The organism is Myxococcus sp. AB025B, assembly GCF_006518215.1.
Lineage (GTDB): Bacteria > Myxococcota > Myxococcia > Myxococcales > Myxococcaceae > Myxococcus > Myxococcus fulvus.
Genome location: NZ_SRLW01000018.1, coordinates 40,444 through 57,164, shown reverse-complemented (window position 1 = coordinate 57,164; position 16,721 = coordinate 40,444). Strand labels below are relative to the sequence as shown.

16 protein-coding genes are annotated in these 16,721 nt (G+C 70.9%); 14 read left to right on the top strand and 2 right to left on the bottom strand.

Annotation, left to right across the window (positions count from 1 at the left end):
• Positions 1-63 precede the first annotated feature (63 nt).
• A complete protein-coding gene (locus FL311_RS05095) occupies positions 64-570 on the top strand; it encodes a hypothetical protein (protein ID WP_228556677.1) in 507 nt (168 codons plus the stop codon).
• A 79-nt stretch (positions 571-649) separates the two neighbouring features.
• Positions 650-1,201, top strand: a complete 552-nt coding sequence (locus tag FL311_RS05090; protein WP_141323815.1) for an FxsA family protein — start codon at positions 650-652, stop codon at positions 1,199-1,201.
• Between the two features lie 9 nt (positions 1,202-1,210).
• Here FL311_RS05090 and FL311_RS05085 read toward each other — a convergent pair whose 3' ends face one another.
• Complete coding sequence (locus FL311_RS05085) at positions 1,211-2,314, bottom strand: acyltransferase (RefSeq protein ID WP_368668542.1); 1,104 nt, start codon at positions 2,312-2,314, stop codon at positions 1,211-1,213.
• 119 nt (positions 2,315-2,433) lie between these two features.
• On the opposite strand from FL311_RS05085, the gene FL311_RS05080 reads away from it, so the two are divergent.
• From FL311_RS05080 to FL311_RS05025, 12 genes are all read left to right on the top strand, one after another.
• The gene (locus tag FL311_RS05080; protein ID WP_228556676.1) at positions 2,434-3,264 is read left to right on the top strand and encodes a YfiM family protein; all 831 of its coding nucleotides are present in this window, start codon (positions 2,434-2,436) and stop codon (positions 3,262-3,264) included.
• Positions 3,265-3,489: 225 nt separating this feature from the next.
• Complete coding sequence (locus FL311_RS05075; RefSeq protein ID WP_141323813.1) at positions 3,490-4,590, top strand: cytochrome-c peroxidase; 1,101 nt, start codon at positions 3,490-3,492, stop codon at positions 4,588-4,590.
• A 19-nt stretch (positions 4,591-4,609) separates the two neighbouring features.
• On the top strand, positions 4,610-5,008 hold the full coding sequence (locus tag FL311_RS05070) for a hypothetical protein (protein WP_046715465.1): 399 nt from the start codon (positions 4,610-4,612) through the stop codon (positions 5,006-5,008).
• A gap of 403 nt (positions 5,009-5,411) precedes the next feature.
• Positions 5,412-6,257: a cytochrome c gene (locus FL311_RS05065; protein ID WP_141323812.1), complete on the top strand. Its 846-nt coding sequence runs from the start codon at positions 5,412-5,414 to the stop codon at positions 6,255-6,257.
• Positions 6,254-6,886 (top strand): respiratory nitrate reductase subunit gamma, encoded by a 633-nt coding sequence (locus FL311_RS05060; RefSeq protein ID WP_141323811.1) that lies wholly within the window; start codon positions 6,254-6,256, stop codon positions 6,884-6,886. The genes FL311_RS05065 and FL311_RS05060 overlap by 4 nt, the downstream gene beginning before the upstream one ends.
• Positions 6,883-7,506: a cytochrome c3 family protein gene (locus tag FL311_RS05055; protein ID WP_141323810.1), complete on the top strand. Its 624-nt coding sequence runs from the start codon at positions 6,883-6,885 to the stop codon at positions 7,504-7,506. The genes FL311_RS05060 and FL311_RS05055 overlap by 4 nt, the downstream gene beginning before the upstream one ends.
• Before the next feature lie 13 nt (positions 7,507-7,519).
• Complete coding sequence (locus FL311_RS05050; protein ID WP_141323809.1) at positions 7,520-10,504, top strand: TAT-variant-translocated molybdopterin oxidoreductase; 2,985 nt, start codon at positions 7,520-7,522, stop codon at positions 10,502-10,504.
• Complete coding sequence (nrfD, locus tag FL311_RS05045; protein WP_141323808.1) at positions 10,501-11,985, top strand: NrfD/PsrC family molybdoenzyme membrane anchor subunit; 1,485 nt, start codon at positions 10,501-10,503, stop codon at positions 11,983-11,985. The genes FL311_RS05050 and nrfD overlap by 4 nt, the downstream gene beginning before the upstream one ends.
• Positions 11,982-12,503, top strand: coding sequence for a DUF3341 domain-containing protein (locus tag FL311_RS05040; protein ID WP_141323807.1), 522 nt, complete (start codon positions 11,982-11,984; stop codon positions 12,501-12,503). The genes nrfD and FL311_RS05040 overlap by 4 nt, the downstream gene beginning before the upstream one ends.
• Complete coding sequence (locus FL311_RS05035; protein ID WP_228556675.1) at positions 12,500-13,072, top strand: cytochrome c; 573 nt, start codon at positions 12,500-12,502, stop codon at positions 13,070-13,072. The genes FL311_RS05040 and FL311_RS05035 overlap by 4 nt, the downstream gene beginning before the upstream one ends.
• A complete protein-coding gene (locus FL311_RS05030) occupies positions 13,069-14,265 on the top strand; it encodes a hypothetical protein (RefSeq protein WP_141323806.1) in 1,197 nt (398 codons plus the stop codon). Before FL311_RS05035 ends, FL311_RS05030 begins: the two co-directional genes overlap by 4 nt.
• 186 nt (positions 14,266-14,451) lie before the next feature.
• The gene (locus tag FL311_RS05025; RefSeq protein ID WP_141323805.1) at positions 14,452-15,555 is read left to right on the top strand and encodes an oxidoreductase; all 1,104 of its coding nucleotides are present in this window, start codon (positions 14,452-14,454) and stop codon (positions 15,553-15,555) included.
• A gap of 242 nt (positions 15,556-15,797) precedes the next feature.
• Here the strand turns inward: FL311_RS05025 and FL311_RS05020 are convergent, their stop codons facing one another.
• On the bottom strand, positions 15,798-16,571 hold the full coding sequence (locus tag FL311_RS05020; RefSeq protein ID WP_141323804.1) for a hypothetical protein: 774 nt from the start codon (positions 16,569-16,571) through the stop codon (positions 15,798-15,800).
• Positions 16,572-16,721: the final 150 nt, after the last annotated feature.

Genomic DNA, 16,721 nt, shown 5'->3' with positions numbered 1-16,721 from the left:
GGGCTTGGAAGAGGTGGGCATGGCGTTGGGCGGCGTATACTCGCAACCCGCGTGAGATACGAGTTGCTCCTACAGACGAAGACGCCGGGCACGCCCTACGAGGCGGCGCGGGTGGATGGTCTCCTCTCCGAGCGGCGGGTGAGCGCCCGTCCGGACGGCAACCGGCTCTGGCATCTCGAGCACGGGGACGTGGAGGTGGGCGAGCTGCGCGAGGGCGGACGGGTGGTGGCCACCGAGCTGCGCATCCCCCTGTCCGAGCGCACGGAGCTGGTGCGCGAGGTGGTGGCCGAGGCCGCTGGCATCGCCAGCGCGGCCGGCGCGCGGCTGGTGGACCCCCAGCTGGGGCGCTCGCTGTCGGCCACGGACGACCACGTGGTGGTGGACCAGTACCTGCGCACGGTCCGCTACGAGGGCTCCATGTCCGTGGGCTCCATGTCGTTCACCCCGGCCACGAGTGAGAGCTCGCGCGGCTTCCAGCCCGGCGCCAAGTTCTTCCTCATCGCCATCGGCGCCTTCTTCTTCCTGTACCTGCTGGTGGACTCGATGATCGGGAGCCTCGGCGGCAGGTAGACAGCGGGCGAGGGGAGGGGCGCCGCCCCTGCCGTCGGGTTGTCCAGCACGAGGGGCCGCTCGGCGTTAGGTTGGGGGTGTGTTCAAGTACTTCCTGCTCGCGCTGATTCTCCCCTTCGTGGAGCTGTACCTGCTGGTCGCCATCGGCCGGGAGGTGGGCTTCCTTCCGACGCTCTCCGTCGTGCTCCTGACGGGGCTCGTGGGCTCCTGGCTCGCGCGCCGCGAGGGGAGCCGGGTGATGCGTCGGTGGCGCGACGCGCTCGCCATGCGGCAGGTGCCGGAGGAGGGCCTGTTCAGCGGCGCGCTGGTGATGCTCGGCGGCCTGCTCCTGCTGGTGCCGGGCTTCCTCACCGACGTGGTGGGCCTGTCGCTGCTCCTGCCTCCGGTGCGCCGGTTCGTCACGGCGCGCCTGCGCCGTGCGGTGGAGCGCCGCATGCGGGACGGCTCGTTCCATGTGACCACCCTTGGCGGCATGGGGTTCCCCGGTCCGTTCCCGGGAGAACCCCGGGGCGGCACACCGTTCCCCGAGTCCTGGTCCGACACGGCTCCGAAGGGCCCCAGCCGCATCCGCTCCGGCGCGTCACGCGCGGAGGTGGACGCGGAGTTCACCGAGGACGAGCCGAGGCACTGAGGCTCGGCGTCAGGCCCGCGGGCTCATGCGCGTGCCGCTCAGGCTCGCGTTGAGCGTGGTGGAGCCGGCGCGCCACGGACGGGCCTGCTCCATCAGCCAGCGGCCCAGCCACGCCACCACCGCGCACGTCACGAGCAGCGCCACGCCGATGCCCACCGCGGCGGGGACTCCGAGCCGGGGGCCGATGCGGCCCGCGAGGCCCGCGATGTCCGCCCAGCCGTACACCACCGGCAGGTGCAGCACGTAGATCCACAAGGACAGCCGCCCGAACGGCGCCAGCAGCTTGCTCAACCGGACGGGCGCGAGGTTGACGGCGCCCAGCACCAGGAGCCCCTGACCCACGCGGTACGCCACCAGCCACGCGCTCGCGGGCGTCCAGTCCGCGGTCGTCATCCGCGTCAGCCCGAGCATCCCCGCGCCGAGCGCCAGCAGCGCCAGGCCCTGCGGCCAGCCCGGACGCAGCAGGTGCAGCGCGTACGCCGCGAACGCACCCGCGAAGAAGTAGCCCGCCCACGGGAAGAAGGGGAAGCGGCTGCCCGCGGCGCTGCCCAGGAATTGCTGCACCGCGCCCGGCAGACCCACGCCCAGCTTCCACGTGGTGGCGCTCACCAGCGGGATGCCCACCGCGAGCACGAGCAGGACCAACGGCCGGCCGCCCTGCGCGGGCACGAGCGCGAGCAGCACCGAGCCCACCAGCAACGCGAAGCCGATGCACTGGAGCGCGTCGAAGGTGAGGACGTGCGACACCATCGCGTCCGTCCAGCCCAGGTCCCGCACGGCGTGCCACCCGGGCCAGTGCAGGAAGTACCCCAGGAACAGCAGCAACAGCGAGCGGCGCACCCGACGCCCGAGCGTGTCTCGCGCGGCGTTGGGCCGGGTGCCCAGCGCGGCCACCACCGCCCAGCCGCTCACCAGCAGGAACAGGGGCGCGGTGACGCCGCGGAAGGCCCAGTAGTGCTGCACCCACGGCAGCAGGCGCGCCTCGGCCGAGAGCAGCGCGTCCAGCGTGTGTCCCAGCACCATCGCGAGGACCGCCAGACCGCGCGCCCCGTCGAGCCCGGGGTGCCGGTTCGATTGCTGCTGGAAGGTGAACGAGGGGCCGAGTCGGTTCACGCGACCCGGAGCATAGGACGATGTGCTGGACTCGTCTCGAAAACGCACCACCGGCGAGGTCATCCCCACACCCAGGGACAGGCCACCTGGACGGTCCGTGGGGTGCTACATCCCTGCTCATGAAGCTTTCCAACCGGAGCGGGTTCGCCCCCTGTCTCGTCGCGCTGCTGGCAAGCCCCGTCGCGAGCGCCGCGTCGGGGGATGACTGGCTGGGCCCGGACAAGCCCAAGCACTTCGCGGCCTGCTTCGTCCTCGCGGGCGTGGGCTATGGCGCGGGCGCGCTGCTCCTCGAGCCGCCCGAGGCGCGGCTCTGGACGGGCGCGGGGCTCGCGATGGGCGTGGGCGTGGGCAAGGAGCTGTACGACCTGGGGCGGGGCACCACCTTCTCGTTCAAGGACCTGGCCTGGGACGCCGCGGGGACGGCGACGGGCCTGGGCGTGTCGTGGCTGGTGGACCGGCTCCTCTTCGGCCCCACGCCCAGCCCCCAGGCGCGGGGCTCGCTACGGGCCGCTCCGCCCGTCGTGCTCCTCCTCGGGACGCGACGGGGACAAGAGGTCCTGGTCGGGACGCGCGCGGGCCTCGACGAGGCGCAGGAGGGGCTCTCGCTCCAGCAGCGGCTCCACCGTCATCAAGGCGCTGCCCTGCTCGGCGTGGCCTCCCGTGATGAGCACGGTGACCTTGCCGCGAGGACACTGGCGCAGACAGCCGGTGGGCATGACGCGGACTTCATCGGCGAGCCCCCGGTCGGCGAGCGAGCGCTGGAGCCAGCGCGGCAGCTCGACGCCGCCCCCGCTGCGCGCGCCGCGCATCAGGCACTTGCGGCAGATGAGGACATCGACGTCCCGGTTCGCGTCTCCACCGTCTTCATCCCGCATCCATCCTCCGAGTCGTCGAGCCGGGGCGCTCCGGGCTTGCCGCACCCGGTGGACGCCCCGCTGCGTGGGCGCTGAAGCGAAAGCGGCCCGTCAAAGCTGTCGCTCCCGGGAGGTAGCGGCCAGGGCGCGGCCTCGCACCCAGGGGCTCCTCGTCCGAGGAGCAGGGGAGCGGCGGAGCGCAGGCGTCTGACGGGCTGATGGACGCGGGAAGCGCGGGCGGGGTGCGTCACAAAGACGCGGGCCCCGGCCGGAGGCGGGGCTGATAGCGTGCCGGGCCGTCCACACCCCCTGGAGTGCGTCATGTCCCGAACCCGCTTCGTCACCCTGCTCACGCTGACCTCCCTGGGCGCGTTGTCGGGCTGTGAGCGCAAGCAGGAGCCCGTCGCGTCGCCCACGACGGCGAGCGCGCCGAAGCCGCCGGGCCCCAAGCCGATGACGCCCGAGCAGCTCTCGCACTTCTTCCGCCCGACGCCGCCGGCCAGGGACGCGAAGCCCGTGCCCCAGGACACCGAGGCCCAGGTGGCGCTGGGCCGCATGCTCTTCTTCGAGCCCCGGCTGTCGAAGAACCACGACGTCTCCTGCAACACCTGCCACGGCCTGGACACCTACGGCGTGGACAACAAGGCGCTGTCGGATGGGCACCGCGGGCAGAAGGGCTCGCGCAACTCGCCCACCGTCTACAACGCGGCGGGCCACATCGCGCAGTTCTGGGACGGGCGCGCGGACACGCTGGAGGCGCAGGCGTCCGGCCCCATCCTGAACCCGGTGGAGATGGCCATGCCGGACGAGCGCCGCGTGGTGGCCACGCTCTCCTCCATGCCGGAGTACGTGACGCGCTTCCGTGACGCGTTCCCTGGCGACAAGAAGCCCGTGTCGCTGGCGAACGCGGCGCGCGCCATCGCGGCCTTCGAGCGGGGGTTGACCACGCCGTCGCGCTTCGACCAGTACCTCGCCGGCCAGCACTCGGCGCTGAGCGAGGCGGAGCAGCGCGGCCTGCACCTCTTCGTGGTGACGGGCTGCACCACGTGCCACAACGGCCCGGCGGTGGGCGGCACGTCGTTCCAGAAGCTGGGGCTCATCGAGGACTACCCGGGCCTGAAGGACGCGGGGCGCTTCGACGCGACGAAGAACGAGGACGACCGGGGCAAGTTCCGCGTGCCCACGCTGCGCAACGTGGAGCGCACCGGTCCGTACCTGCACGACGGCAGCGTGGAGGAGCTGCCGACGATGGTGCGGCTGATGGCGAAGCACCAGCTGGCGCGGACGCTGACGGACGCGGAGGTGGATGACCTGGTGGCCTTCCTCAAGAGCCTCACCGGGGAGCTGCCGCCGCGCGAGCACATCGCCGCGCCGCCCCTGCCGCCCAGCACGAAGAAGACTCCCGAGCCGGACCCTTCCTGAGCTAAACCCCGAGAGACCCATGGACCGAATGTTCTTCTATGCCCACTCCGGGCTCCGCTATCTGGTGTTGCTCGCGGGCGTGCTGGCCATCGCCTACTTCGCCTTCGGGCTCGCCACGAAGCGCCCGTTCGACAAGGGAGGCCGCATCCTCGGCTCCTCCTTCGCGGGCCTGCTGCACCTCCAGGTGCTGCTCGGCATCCTCGTGCTGGTGACGCGCTTCTACTACCCGGCGCTCATCGGCCACATCGTGATGATGGTGCTCGCGGCCGGCTCCGCGCAGGCGCTGCTCTCGGTGAATCGCCGGCGTCCCCAGCCGGGCTACGCGCTGCCGCTGGCGGGCGTGGGGCTCGCGGTGCTCTTCATCATCGGTGGCATCATGGCCATCGGCCGCGGCGTGTTCACCACCACCGCGATGTGATGGGTCGCTCCAGGCGGGTGGAGCCTCGTGCTCCCCGCGTGGGCCCGGGCCTCGAGGCGTGTCTCGCCTCGGGGCCTTCGTGTTTCAGCAGGGCGGGGGCATGGACTCCATCTCGCGAGTGTCTCGCGGGGAGCCGAGCGCAAGGTTCGCCGCCGTGAGGCCCTCTTCGTCATGACGTGCGCCGCGCGCGTGCTGGCGCGGGCACCGCGAGCCCGCCCGGGATGCCTGCTGGCAAACAGTGCGTCAGCGTGTGTCATCGCGCGCAAATGCTGCGCACCGCTCGCTTGATTTCCGGAGCTTCGCGCCGCCGTGGGGCGTGGATCATCCTGGCCTTCGCGTTGCACTGACGTCCCCGCGTGCCGGGCAATGAGCCCGGCCTCCCCGCGAGGAGGGGCACGCAGCAATGCGGACACGTGAGCTGGGAGGACGGCCGCGTCAGGAGCGAACGCTCGTCCCCATCATTCCGCTCCTGGCCCTGTTGGCGGCGCCGGCCGCGCTGGCGCAGGGCGCCGCGCGCCAGGGCGCTCAGCTCTTCACCCAGCGGTGCGCCACGTGCCACTCGATGGGCGAGGGCGACCGGATTGGCCCCGACCTCCACGGCGTGCTGGAGCGCCGCGACGAGGCCTGGGTGACGCGCTTCATCAAGAGCCCCGGCGCGCTCATCGACTCGGGCGACCCGGTGGCCACCGAGCTGCTCGCGAAGTTCAACGGCGTGCGCATGCCGGACCAGGCGCTCTCCGACGCGGAGCGCGACAGCCTCTACGCCTTCATCCGCGACTGCACGCAGAAGGGGAAGGGCGGCTGCAAGCCCTCGCCCGCGGAGAAGATGGGCACGGACGCCACGCCGGAGGAGATTGCCCGGGGCCGCCGGCTCTTCGAGGGCGCGGAGTCGCTGAAGAACGGCGGCGCGGCCTGCATCGGCTGCCACGACGTGCGCGGGCTGGGCGTGGCGGGCGGCGGCACGCTGGGCCCCAACCTCACCTTCGCCTTCGCGCGGATGGGCGAGAAGGGCATGCGCCCGGCGCTGGCGAAGCTGGAGGGGCCGATGATGGGGCCGCTCTACGCGAAGGCGCCGCTCGACGAGGAGGAGCAGTACGCCCTCAAGGCATACCTCGCGGACGTGTCCCGCGATGGCAGCCGTCCCCGGGGGGACCGTGACTTCTTCTACCTGGGGCTCGTCGGCATGGCCGCGGTCCTGGGCTTCATCGGAGTGATGTTCTCGGCTCCGTCCACGCGAGGTCAGTCGTGAGCGACGCGTTCCTCTTCAACGCCCTGCCGTACGCGGCGGCCGGCGTGGCCCTCGCGGGCACCATCTGGAGGGTCACCGCGCGCGAGCCCGCGCCGCCCACCACGCCCTGGACGGCCGCGGGGCGCGCGGTGCTGGCGGGGGTCGCCATCGTCGCGTTCTTCCATCTCTTGGGGCTGGCCGCGCCTCGCGCGATGCAGGCCTTCAACGCCTCTCCCGCGCGCCTGTTCACGCTGGAGTCGCTGCAGCTCATCGGCGCGATGCTGCTGGCCTGGGGGCTCGCGTCGCTGGGGCTTCGCAAGGCGAAGGCGGGGCAGTGGACGCCCGCGCTCACGCTAGGCCTGCTCTTCGCGCACGTGCTCACCGCCGTGTACATCGCGGTGGCGCTGCGCTGGGGCACGGCCTGGTACCTGCACATCGGTGTGCCGTACGTGCGCTCGCTGATGACGTTCCAGCCGGACGCGACGCGGATGCTCACGGCGCCGACCGTCTACCAGGTGCACGTGCTCCTGGGCTTCGTGCTGCTGGCGCTGGCGCCCTTCATCCGGATGAACCGCGCGACGGTGCCCCAGCGCGCGGAGGAGTCGGTGGAGCCGGGCCTGCTCGGCACGCCTCGGGAGGAGACGCCATGAGCCGCGCATCCATCCGCGGGCTCGGCCAGGCCGGCGCGCTCCTCGCGCTGGGACTGGGCGGGTGCAGCGGGCCGGTGAACAACCAGCAGGGCCACATGCCGGCGCAGCCGGTGGCCTTCTCGCACGCGGTCCACGCGGGCCAGTACGAGCTGGACTGTCAGTACTGCCACGTGGGCGCCGAGCAGAGCCGTCACGCGGGCGTGCCGTCCGCCAGCGTCTGCATGAACTGCCACACACAGGTGAAGAAGGACTCGCCCGAAATCCAGAAGGTGGCCGCCGCGGTGGCGGCCAACGCGCCCATCCAGTGGGTGCGCGTGCACCGGCTGCCGGACCACGCCTTCTTCAACCACGCCAGCCACGTCACCGCGGGCCTGAAGTGCCAGACCTGCCACGGCGCGGTGGAGCAGATGGTGCGCGTGGAGCAGGTGGAGCCCATGACGATGGGCTGGTGCCTGGACTGTCACCGCAAGACGGGCGCGGAAGGATTGACGGCGCCCATCGCTTCCGCGCCGCGCAAGGGGGAGCTGTTGGCCCTCATGTCCGGTGAGCCGCTTCCCGAGCCCTCGAAGACCCCTCGCACCCTCCAGCCGCCCTCGGACTGCTCGAGCTGCCACCGCTGAGGACCCCCGCGCCATGTCCGACAAACTTCCCCAGTACTGGCAGAGCCTGGCCGAGCGCGCGACGGATGCCTCGTGGCTCGACACGCAGCGCAACGAGTTCGCCGAGGAGCTTCCGGTGGGCGTCGCCGCCGCGCCTCCGGATGCGAGCAGCCGTCGTGACTTCTTCAAGATGATGGGCCTGAGCGCCGCGGCGGCCATGGTGGCCTGCCAGCGCGCGCCGGTGCAGAAGCTCATCCCCTACGTGTCGCGGCCGGACGAGGTGACGCCGGGCACGGCGCTCTGGTACGCGTCCACGTGCGACGCGTGCCCCGCGCGCTGCGGCCTGTTGCTCAAGACGCGCGACGGTCGCCCCATCAAGGTCGAGGGCAACGACGAGCACCCCGTGTCCCGCGGCGGCGTGTGCGCCGTGGGCCAGGCCTCCGTGCTCTCGCTCTACGACGCGAGCCGCGCCCGCTTCCCCTCGCGCGCCAGCAGCCGGGTGTCGTGGACGGACCTGGACGCCGAGGTGAAGAAGGGCCTCGCCAAGGCGACCGAGGACGGCAAGGCCATCCGGCTGGTGCTGCCGTGGGTGATGGGGCCCACGGCGGAGGCCGCGGTGGCGCGCTTCCTCGCCGCGCACCCGACGGCGCGCACGGTGCGCTACGAGCCCCTGGGCGAGCTGTCGTCGCTGGGGGATGCGTACCGCGTCACGCACGGCGCCCGCGTGGTGCCGGACTACCGCTTCGACAAGGCGGAGGTCATCGCCAGCTTCGGCGCGGACTTCCTGGGCACCTGGGTGTCTCCGGTGGCCTTCACGCGGCAGTACGCGCAGGCGCGTGACGCGGCCGCGCGCAAGGCGATGGCGCGCCACTTCCAGGTGGAGCCGGTGATGACGCTCACCGGCGCGGCGGCGGACCGTCGCTTCGTGGTGGCGCCGTCCGACGTGACGCTGGCCCTGGGTGACGTGGTGCGCAGGCTCGCGGTGAAGGCGGGCCGCGAGGTGCCGGGGCTGAAGTCGCTGCCTGCCTCCAGGCTGGAGCCTGCCTCGCTGGATGAGCTGGCCGAGGCGCTGTGGGCCCACCGCACCGAGTCGCTGGTGGTGTGTGGTGGCGACGAGGTGGCGGGCCAGGTGCTGGCCGCGACGGCGAACGTGCTGCTCGGCAACGAGGGCACCACGGTGCTCCCCCGGGACGGCGTGGCGCTGGACGAGAAGGCGCTGTCGTACGGCGAGCTGCTCGCGGAGCTGGAGGCCGGGAGCGTGGGCGCGGTGGTCTTCCTCGGCGTCAACCCGGCGCACACCGACGCGCGCGGTGACTCGCTGGGGGCCCTGTTGAAGAACGTGCCCCTCACGGTGGCGCTGAATGACCGGCTGGACGAGACGGCGGTGCTGGCTCGGCTGCACGCTCCGGCCTCCACGGCGCTGGAGGCGTGGGGCGACGCGGAGCCTCGCCGGGGCGTGGTGTCGCTGCGGCAGCCCGCGGTGTCGCCGCTTCACGACACGCGCGACGCGGTGGAGTCCCTGCTGACGTGGGCCGGCGCGGCCCAGGCCCACCACGACTTCCTGCGCGCGCGCTGGGAGGTGGAGGTCTTCCCGAGGGCCGGTGCGACGGGGACGGACTTCGCCCACTTCTGGGATGACTCGGTCCGTCGGGGTGTCGTGACGCTGTCGTCAGTGCCCGCGGCGCCGCTGACCTTCCGTGAGGAGGGCGTGGCGAAGGTGCTCGCCGGCGTGGCGCGACCCTCGGTGGAGTGGGAGCTGGTGCTATTCCCTTCGGTGGGCCTGCGCGACGGCGCCATGGCGAACAACGCGTGGCTCCACGAGGTGCCAGACCCCATCACCAAGGCGACCTGGGGCAACCCCGCGCTCATCTCACCGGCGCGCGCCAAGGAGCTGGGCCTGTCTGACGGCGACGTGGTGAAGGTGAGCGTGGGCGGCAGGTCGGTCTCGCTGCCCGTGCTGATTCAAGCCGGCACGCACCCCAGCGCGCTGGGGCTCGCGGTGGGGTACGGCCGCACGCGGGCCGGGCGCATCGGCGATGGAGTGGGGGAGCGTGTCTACCCGCTGGCCGCGGTGGTGGACGGGCGCGTGCGCCGCTCGGTGCCGGGGGCGACGGTGGCGGCCACGGGGGAGCGGCAGAAGCTGGCGCTCACCCAGACGCACTCGAGCCTGGAGGGGCGGCCTCACGTGCGCGAGGCGGAGCTGGCCGCGTTCCTGGCCAACCCTCGCGCGGGCAACGAGGGGCACGGCGGTCACGGCGGTGGCAACGGCGGACACTCGCTCTCGATGTGGTCCGGCCACGAGTACAAGGGCCACCGCTGGGCGCTGGCGGTGGACCTGAGCGCGTGCACGGGGTGCTCGGCGTGCGTGGTGTCCTGCCAGGCGGAGAACAACATCCCCAGCGTGGGGCGCGACGAGGTGCTACGCCAGCGCGAGATGCACTGGATGCGCATCGACCGGTACTACCAGGGCGACGCGGCGAATCCGCGGGTCGTGCACCAGCCGATGATGTGCCAGCACTGCGAGAACGCGCCGTGCGAGACGGTGTGCCCGGTGCTCGCGACGGTGCACTCGTCGGAGGGGCTCAACCAGCAGGTCTACAACCGCTGCGTCGGCACCCGCTACTGCGCCAACAACTGCCCCACCAAGGTGCGGCGCTTCAACTGGTTCGACTACCCGCACGACGAGCCCCTGGAGCGCATGGTGCTCAACCCGGACGTGGTGGTGCGCAGCCGCGGCGTCATGGAGAAGTGCTCCTTGTGCGTGCAGCGCATCCAGGAGGGCAAGGCGACGGCGAACCGCGAGGGCCGGCCACTCCGGGACGGCGACATCCAGACGGCGTGTCAGCAGAGCTGCCCGGCGAAGGCCATCCACTTCGGGGACCTGAATGACCCGGAGAGCCGGGTGGCGAAGCTGGCGAAGGACGGGCGGGCGTTCCGGTTGCTGGAGGAGCTGAACATCGGGCCGTCCATCACCTACCTCACGAAGATCCGGAACACCGGGTCGGGAAGCGGAACATGAGCAACCAGCATCTGTCCCCGCTGCGCGTGCCGCTGGTCAGCGAGCCGCGCACCCTGGGTCAGCTCACCGAGGAGATCTGCGCGCCCATGGAGCGCGCGCCCACGTGGAAGTGGTGGGCGGCGTTCGCCATCGCGGTGTCCGTCCTGGGGACCGGCGCGGGAATCGTGGCGTACCAGGTGGGCACGGGCATCGGCGTGTGGGGCTTGAACAAGACCATCGGCTGGGCGTTCGACATCACCAACTTCGTCTTCTGGGTGGGCATCGGCCACGCCGGCACGCTCATCTCCGCCATCCTCTTCCTCTTCCGGCAGAAGTGGCGCACCAGCATCAACCGCGCGGCGGAGGCGATGACGTTGTTCGCCGTCATGTGCGCGGCGCTCTTCCCCGTCATCCACATGGGCCGCCCGTGGCTGGCCTTCTGGGTGCTGCCGTACCCGAACACGCGCGGCAGCCTGTGGGTGAACTTCCGCTCGCCGCTGCTGTGGGACGTGTTCGCCATCTCCACGTACTTCACGGTGTCGGCGGTGTTCTGGTACGTGGGCCTGATTCCGGACCTGGCCACGGTGCGCGACAGGCTGAAGGCGAGCGTGAAGAAGGCCGTGTTCAAGGTGCTGTCGCTGGGGTGGACGGGCTCGCACCGCACGTGGAGCCGCTACGAGACGGTGTACCTGCTGCTCGCGGGCCTGGCGACGCCGCTGGTGCTCAGCGTGCACACCATCGTGTCGATGGACTTCGCCACGTCGGTGATTCCCGGCTGGCACACCACCATCTTCCCGCCGTACTTCGTGGCGGGCGCGGTGTTCAGCGGCTTCGCGATGGTGCTGACGCTGATGATCATCACCCGGGTGGTGCTGGGCTACGAGCACCTGATTACGATTCGCCACCTGGAGAACATGACCAAGGTCATCATCGTCACCGGTGGCCTCGTCTCGCTGGCGTACGCGACGGAGTTCTTCATCGCCTGGTACTCGGGCAACCCGTACGAGCGCTTCGCCTTCATGAACCGCGCGTTCGGTCCCTACGCCTGGGCCTACTGGATCATGGTGACGTGCAACGTGGTGTCGCCGCACCTGTTCTGGTTCAAGAAGATCCGCACCTCGCCCGCGGCCATCTTCGCGCTGTCCCTGGTCATCAACGTGGGCATGTGGTTCGAGCGCTTCGTCATCATCGTCACCAGCCTGCACCGCGACTTCCTGCCGAGCAGTTGGTCCATGTACACGCCGACGATGGTGGAGGTGGGGACCTTCATCGGGACCTTCGGCCTCTTCTTCACGCTGTTCCTGCTCTTCGTGCGCGTGCTGCCCATCATCTCGATTGGCGAGGTGAAGAGCGTGCTCGGCTTCGCCAGGGGCGAGCCCGGACACGGGGAGGCCCACCCTCCGTCGCGTCCCGCCGCCGCGCACGAGGCGCCGACGACAGACACCTCGGGCTGGCACACGCCGCCGCTCGCCATCGCCACCCGGAAGGATGTCCCCGTATGAGTGCCCCGGTTCTCATCGGCTACTTCGAGAAGGAGGAGCAGGTCCTGGAGGCCACCCGCGCGGTGCGCGAGGCGGGCCATGACCTGCGGGACGTGTACACGCCGTACGCGGTGCACGGCCTGGATGACGCGATGGGGCTCAAGCCCAGTCGGCTCACGTGGGTGTGCTTCGGCGCGGGGCTGACGGGCGCCACGCTGGCGATGTCGCTCCAGCTCTACACCAGCGTGGTGAGCTGGCCGCTGAACGTGGGCGGCAAGCCCTTCAACTCGTTCCCCGCGTTCATCCCGGTGACGTTCGAGCTCACGGTGCTGTTCGCCGCGCTGACCACGGTGGCGGCGTTCCTGGTCCGCACGAAGCTGTTTCCGGGGAACAAGCGGCCGACGTTGCCTCGGGTGACGGATGACCGGTTCGCCATCGTCGTGGCGCCGCGTCAGACGCCGGAGTCGCTGGAGGCGGCGGAGGACTTGATGCGCCGCCACGGCGCGGTGGCCACGGATGTGAGGGAGGTGCCGTCGTGAAGCGGACCTGGGTGGGAGCGGCGACGCTGGGGCTGTTGTCCCTGGCGGGGTGCGAGCAGGACGAGACGCGCCCCAATTACGAGTACGCGCCGGACATGGTGTCCTCGGTGCCGTACGACAGCTTCGCGAGCAACCCGAACACGGCGGACGGCAAGACGCTGCTGACGCCGGCGAAGGGCACGGTGCCTCGCGGGCATGTGCCGCTGAAGCTGACGGCCGGGACGGAGGCGGCGGAGAAGGCGGGCCGCGAGCTGCGCAATCCGTATCCGGCGTCGCCGGAGGTGCTGGCACGAGGGCAGACCGCGTTCCAGCGCTATTGCACGCCGTGCCACGGCTCGGGGGGATTGGGGGATGGGCCGGTGACGGCGCGCTTCCCGGTGCCGCCGTCGTTGCTGGCGGAGCACGCGATGGCGCTGCCGGACGGTCGCATCTTCCACATCATCACGCATGGGCAGGGCTTGATGCCGGCCCATGGTTCCCAGGTGGCGCCGGAGGACCGGTGGAAGCTGGTCCACTACCTCCGCTCGCTGCAGAACCCCGCGCGCACCGCGCGCAAGGAGACGCCATGAGCGCCCCTGTTCAGGCCCACGGCCCCGAGTCGCAGGGTGGCTTCGCCGTCTCGCCCGTCTTCCACCGCGCCGCGCAGGTGGCGGCGGGGGTGGGGTTGGGGGTGTTGGTGCTCGGCCTGGTGCAGGCCCGGGAGCGGGCGCTGACGAGCCTGCTGACCAATGGGTTCTACTTTCTGTGCCTGGGGTTGGGCGGCGCGGTGTTCCTGGCGCTGATGTATGTGGCGAACGCGGGGTGGTTCACCGTGTTCAAGCGCATCCCCGAGGCGTTCGCGTCGTACGTGCCCTGGGGCGCGGCGACGATGCTGGCGCTGTTGCCCTTCGCGACGACGCTGTACCCGTGGGCGAAGCCGGGGGTGATGGAGACGGACCACCTGCTGCATCAGAAGGAGGCGTTCCTCAACGTCCCGTTCTTCGCGATTCGCATGGCGGTGATGCTGGCCTTGTGGGTGGCCTTCACGTGGATGTTGCGGCGCAACTCGCTGCGGCAGGACGCGCAGCCGGGCGAGGCGCTCACGCGGCGCAACGTGACGGTGTCCGCGGTGTTCCTGGTGTTGTTCTCGCTGACCTTCTGCCTGGCGGCGTTCGACTGGTTGATGAGCCTGGAGCCGCACTGGTTCAGCACCATCTACGCGCTCTACAACGTGGCGGGGCTCTTGAGCTCCAGCGTTTGCGCCATCACGGTGGTGGCGGTGTTGTTGAACAGGGCGGGGGCGCTGCCGCAGCTCAACGCGAGTCACCTGCATGACCTGGGAAAGCTGATGTTCGGCTTCGCCACGCTGTGGGCGTACCTGTGGTTCTCGCAGTTCCTGCTCATCTGGTACGCGAACATCCCCGAGGAGACGGTGTACTTCATCGCGCGGATGCACGGTGGGTGGGAGGTGCCGTTCTACGCGAACGTGGTGTTGAACTGGGCACTGCCGTTCGTGTTGCTCCTGCCGCGTCCGGCGAAGATGAACCCGTCGCACCTGCTGCGTGTCGCCGGGGTGTTGTTGGTGGGACGGTGGTTGGATTTGTACCTGATGGTGGCGCCGGCGCATCAGCCTCACGGGCCCGTGCTGGGCCTGTATGAGCTGGCGGGGCTGGTGGGCGTGGCGGCGCTGTTCACGCTGGCCGTCACGCGCGCGGTGCGCACGTCGCCGATGTTGCCGGTGGGAGACCCGTACCTGGTGGAGAGCCTGCATCACCACACTTGAGGGGCTGAGTGAATCAAGCCCGCGAACACGGCTCCTGGGGACTGGCCCCGCTCCTTCCGGAACCTTGGGGCCCGTGTGACCGCGGCGGCGATGCCATCCGCTTCCTCCTCAGGCGGATGGCCTCGTTTTTTGTGGGTGACCTCTGCCCTGATGAGGGGCACATGATGTGCTTCAATCCCGGTCGCCATGAGTGAGCCCGCGCGTTCCCAGCCTCCGCTCCGCGTCGCCCTGTTGGGTTACGGCTTCGCGGGCAAGTCCTTCCATGCGCCGCTGCTTCGCACGGTGGAGGGGCTCTCGCTGCACGTCATCGCGTCCAGCCGGCCGGAGGCCGTCCATGCGGACCTTCCGGGCGTGACGGTGCTCCCCTCGGCCATCGAGGCGGCCACGCATCCGGACGTGGACCTGGTCGTGGTGGCCACGCCGAACGAGCAACACGTCCCGCTCGCCCAGGCAGCCCTGCGCGCGGGCAAGCACGTGGTCGTCGACAAGCCGATGGCGGTGACACTGGAGGACACCCGCTCGCTCGCGGCGCTGGCGCATTCACGGGGGCGCCTGTTGTCCGCGTTCCACAACCGACGCTGGGACAGCGACTTCCTCGAACTGAGAGCGCTGCTCGCCGAAGGCACGCTGGGCCGGGTGACGCATGTCGAGTCCCGGTTCGATCGCTTCCGGCCCGAGGTGCGCCAGCGCTGGCGCGAGCAGCCCGTCCCCGGCGCGGGCATCTGGTTCGACCTGGGCCCGCACCTGGTGGACCAGGCGCTGCAACTGTTCGGACTGCCGGACACCGTGCACGCCCTGCTGGCCATCCACCGTGACGGCGCCACCGTGGATGACTGGTGTCAGGTGACGCTCCAGTACCCCCAGCGCCACGTCGTGCTCCAGGCGTCGATGCTCATCGCGGGCGGAATGCCTCGCTTCGCGGTGCACGGGACGAAGGGCTCCTGGCTCAAGCACGGCATGGACACCCAGGCCGACCGGCTCATCGCTGGCGAACTGCCGGGCGCGAAGGACTGGGGCGAGGATGTCTGGCCCGGGCGTCTCATCCTGGGGCCCACGGGCGCGTCACGAGGAACGACGGCTCCTCGGGGTGACTATCGCCAGTTCTACGCGGGCATTCGGGACGCCGTGCGTGGCACGGGCCTCAATCCGGTGACGCCCGCGCAGGTGGTGGCCGTGGCGGCCGTACTGGAGGCGGGCGTCCTCTCCGCGCGGGACGGATGCGGGCAACGACTGTCTCTAACCGAGGCCGAGCGCTCCAACTTCAAGGCTGACCGCCCGGTGGGGTTCTGACTGCGGACGTCTATCCGTACTCGCTCGAAGGTAGGGGCGGTCCTCCCGGCCGACGGCGGGGCTCCGCGGGGTGCGCTCTCAGGACGAGCGCGCAGCGCTGCTGCCTGCACTCACTGGCACGGGGTTCCGTTGCACGTCACTCCGAGCCCGACCCCACCAACATCATGGGGTCGGTTGATGCCTGGACTCACGGCAAGGTTCACCAGCCTCGACTGAGCTGTGGATGTCGTCCCCGCGTGAGTTCATCGCCGCATATCACTCGGCGCAGATCGCTCCTTCACGGAGGCGCGCAGGTCCGCGATGAGGGCAGGGGCCTCCACGCGCCGCGCCGGAGCGAGCGTGCCGGAGGGCGCGTCTTGCTGACCCGGGAGTGAGCGGGGCGCGCCCCAGGTCCTGCCTCCGTCGCGCGTGGCATAGCTGAACCACAGCGTGCGTGGCGGCTCCTCCTGTCGCTCCAGCAACGCCGTGCCGATGAGCACGCCCCGTCCGCGCGAGTCGAGGTCCAGGTCATGCGGCGAGAGGTACTCGCCGTTCCAGGTGGGCTGGTTCAGCTCGCGCGGAAAGGGGAGGGTGGCGCACGTCGAGGTGGCGAAGTCATTGCTCGTCACCACCACGGTGAACGACTGCCCTGGGTCTCCTATCTGCCGCTGGGTGACGACGACGAGCTTGCGGCCCTGGGCTGCGAGATAGAGCCCGACCTCGTTCTCCTCGTGTTGAGGCAGGACCGCGCGCCAGCCCTTCGGACCCTTGAGGAAGAGGACGGTTCCGCTCGCGGCCTCGGCGGCTTCGCGCGGCTCCCGCAGGTATCTCAACGTTCCGATGAGGAGGTCGTCCCGCGACTCGACGCCCTGGAGACCTGACTCGGCCGCGTCCTCGACGAGCTTCGCGGTGAGGGGGACCGTCTTCGCGCAGCCAGGCCCTGCCTTTGGCGTGGACCCGGGTTCCCGCGCCTGGCCCGAGGCCGCGAGGAGGACGACCGTCGATGCCACCGCGATGAACAGCCCCTGCTTCCCCATGTGTGTCACCTCACCGAGCATCAGAGAGGACCCGGCCCGGTGTTGTCGAGACGTCCAAGGTCCTGGCTCGGTTCCCGACAGGGCGTCGCCAGCAGGCTGCCCGGGGCGGGGGCCTCCTGCTACGGTGCGCGCGGATTCCACCGCTCGCCC